The following is a 2,551-nucleotide window of genomic DNA, read 5'->3' as shown; positions in this document are numbered from 1 at the left end:
GCCCTGGATCTCGGCCTTCTTGCCGGCGCCGTCGACGATGGTGGTGTTCTCCTTGGAGATAGACACCTTCTTGGCGCGGCCGAGCATGTTGAGGCCGACATTCTCGAGCTTGATGCCGAGGTCTTCGGAAATGACCTGGCCGCCGGTGAGGATGGCGATGTCTTCCAGCATGGCCTTGCGGCGATCACCGAAGCCCGGCGCCTTGACGGCGGCGATCTTCAGGCCGCCACGCAGCTTGTTGACGACCAGCGTGGCCAGGGCCTCGCCTTCGACGTCTTCCGAAATGATGACCAGCGGCTTCGAGGTCTGCACGACAGCCTCGAGGATCGGCAGCATGGCCTGCAGGTTGGAGAGCTTCTTCTCGTGGAGAAGGATGTAGGCGTCTTCCAGATCCGCAACCATCTTGTCGGCGTTGGTGACGAAGTAGGGCGAGAGATAGCCGCGGTCGAACTGCATGCCTTCGACGACTTCGAGTTCGGTCTCGGCGGTCTTGGCTTCCTCGACCGTGATGACGCCCTCATTGCCGACCTTCTGCATCGCTTCGGCGATCATCGAGCCGACCGAAGCATCGCCATTGCCGGCGATGGTGCCGACCTGGGCAACCTCTTCCGAGGTCTTGATCTTCTTGGCGTTCTTGATCAGCGTCGAGACGACGTCGCTGACCGCGAGGTCGATGCCGCGCTTCAGGTCCATCGGGTTCATGCCGGCGGCAACCGCCTTGTGGCCTTCCTGGACGATCGACTGCGCCAGAACGGTCGCGGTCGTGGTGCCGTCGCCGGCGATGTCGTTGGTCTTCGAAGCAACTTCGCGGACCATCTGCGCGCCCATGTTCTCGAACTTGTCCTCAAGCTCGATTTCCTTGGCGACGGTGACGCCGTCCTTGGTGATGCGCGGAGCGCCGAACGACTTGTCGATGACCACGTTGCGGCCCTTGGGGCCGAGCGTGACCTTCACTGCGTCGGCGAGGATGTTGACGCCGCGCAGCATGCGCTCACGGGCATCGCGAGAAAATTTTACGTCTTTGGCAGCCATTTTTAGCTCCTGGCAGGGGCTTGAATTGAGCCCTGGGATTTAAGTGACGGTGAGGCCGATATTCAGCCGATGATGCCCATGATGTCGGATTCCTTCATGATCAGAAGGTCTTCGCCATTGAGCTTGACTTCGGTGCCCGACCACTTGCCGAACAGGATGCGATCGCCGGCCTTGACGTCCAGCGGGACGAGCTTGCCGGCTTCGTCGCGGGCGCCGGAACCAACGGCGATGATGTCGCCTTCCTGCGGCTTTTCCTTAGCCGTGTCGGGGATGATGATGCCGCCGGAGGTCTTGGATTCGGATTCAACCCGGCGTACGACCACGCGGTCATGCAGCGGCCGGAAATTCGACTTTGCCATTTTGGATATCCCTGGTGCGGAGGTTGAAAGGTTCTCCGTTGCCGGAGCGTCGTTGGCACTCGCCAGTGGAGAGTGCTAACGTGGCGGTGAGATAGGCTGTGGGGTCGTGCTAGTCAAGACGAACGAGGGGGACGGACGAAGAGAGGGCGAAGAGCAAAATATTTTGGAAACAATATGCTGCGCCTCAACCAGTTTTGTAAGAAACCGCTCGCGAGAGGGGTCCACGATCCGGCGCTTTGGCGTTCTTGCCGCGGTCGGTGGCGCATTTCTTCGCAATAGGTGCGGTCAGCTGGTAAGCGCTTTTCGACCTAAGCTCTGGGCCGACTTCGTCTCTGTTTTGAATGTGAAATTATGTGAAATTGCTGGCCGAGCAGTCGGCCAGAATCGACGGCCAGCCGAACAGTCTGAGCTTTTTGCAATTCATCCCTAACCTGGAGTTGCATCGCCAAAAGGAGCGCTCATCGCTTCGGCAGGCACTTGCAGACCATGATCGGAATGTCGTGTTGAGACGATATTCCCCTCGGGTTCGGGTAGCCTATCGAAGCGAAATCTTCGACCAGTTGTTTCCGGAGCCCGATATCGTGATGAAATACACAGACGTTGAACCAGGTCTTAAAGATGAAGTCCCCTGGTCGGACAGCCTGACCGCCTACGACAAGGAGCACTTCAAGACCTACTTGAGGTTCCTGGACGCCTCCGCCGACGATGCCAGTTATGAGGAGATGGCGCAGGTCATCCTCGGCATCGATCCGGCGGAAGAGCCGGTGCGCGCGCGGAAAGCCGCGAGAAGCCATCTCGATCGGGCGAACTGGATGATGACCACCGGTTACAAGGAGTTGTTCGCGTAAATGACGATGAACGGGCGGCGACACACGCTGCTTGTTCAGACGTGATCACGGCGTCCGCCACAAGAATGGATGACATCCGGGCCTGCGGGAATGCAGGCTTCCGCTGACGTCTATTCGTTGTCAAACTCCGCTCCTTGTACAGGTAGAAGATTTGCTGCGCCGATGCGTCTGTGCGTGGCCATGCAGGTCAGCGGCGGCCGCTCGTCATACCTGGCCGGCGCAGCAAGGTGAAGAAGATGAAGCCGTGTTCTGGTGGCGGGTCAAAGCCGGACGATGTTCCAATGGTTCTTCGTCGGGACCATGTAGATATAC

3 protein-coding genes are annotated in these 2,551 nt (G+C 59.1%); 1 reads left to right on the top strand and 2 read right to left on the bottom strand.

Annotated elements, in window-relative coordinates; all coding sequences use genetic code 11:
* On the bottom strand, nucleotides 1–1,032 hold a 1,032-nt coding region (gene groEL / locus EOA32_RS36220; protein WP_128374229.1), incomplete at its 3' end, for a chaperonin GroEL.
* A 62-nt stretch (nucleotides 1,033–1,094) separates the two neighbouring features.
* The gene (gene groES / locus EOA32_RS36215) at nucleotides 1,095–1,391 is read right to left on the bottom strand and encodes a co-chaperone GroES (protein WP_008871949.1); all 297 of its coding nucleotides are present in this window, start codon (nucleotides 1,389–1,391) and stop codon (nucleotides 1,095–1,097) included.
* Nucleotides 1,392–1,975: 584 nt separating this feature from the next.
* On the opposite strand from groES, the gene EOA32_RS36210 reads away from it, so the two are divergent.
* Nucleotides 1,976–2,239, top strand: coding sequence for a DUF2285 domain-containing protein (locus tag EOA32_RS36210; protein WP_127248170.1), 264 nt, complete (start codon nucleotides 1,976–1,978; stop codon nucleotides 2,237–2,239).
* The last annotated feature ends 312 nt before the right edge of the window (nucleotides 2,240–2,551 follow it).

Origin of the sequence: Mesorhizobium sp. M1A.F.Ca.ET.072.01.1.1 (assembly GCF_004023325.1) — a bacterium.
In the GTDB taxonomy this organism is placed as follows: Bacteria; Pseudomonadota; Alphaproteobacteria; order Rhizobiales; family Rhizobiaceae; genus Mesorhizobium.
This window is presented reverse-complemented; position numbering and strand designations above follow the sequence as displayed.

Excerpts from the sequence above, each read along its gene's own strand:
- groES (WP_008871949.1), bottom strand. The coding sequence starts at position 1,391 with ATGGCAAAGTCGAATTTCCGGCCGCTGCATGACCGCGTGGTCGTACGC.
- EOA32_RS36210 (WP_127248170.1), top strand. The coding sequence starts at position 1,976 with ATGAAATACACAGACGTTGAACCAGGTCTTAAAGATGAAGTCCCCTGG.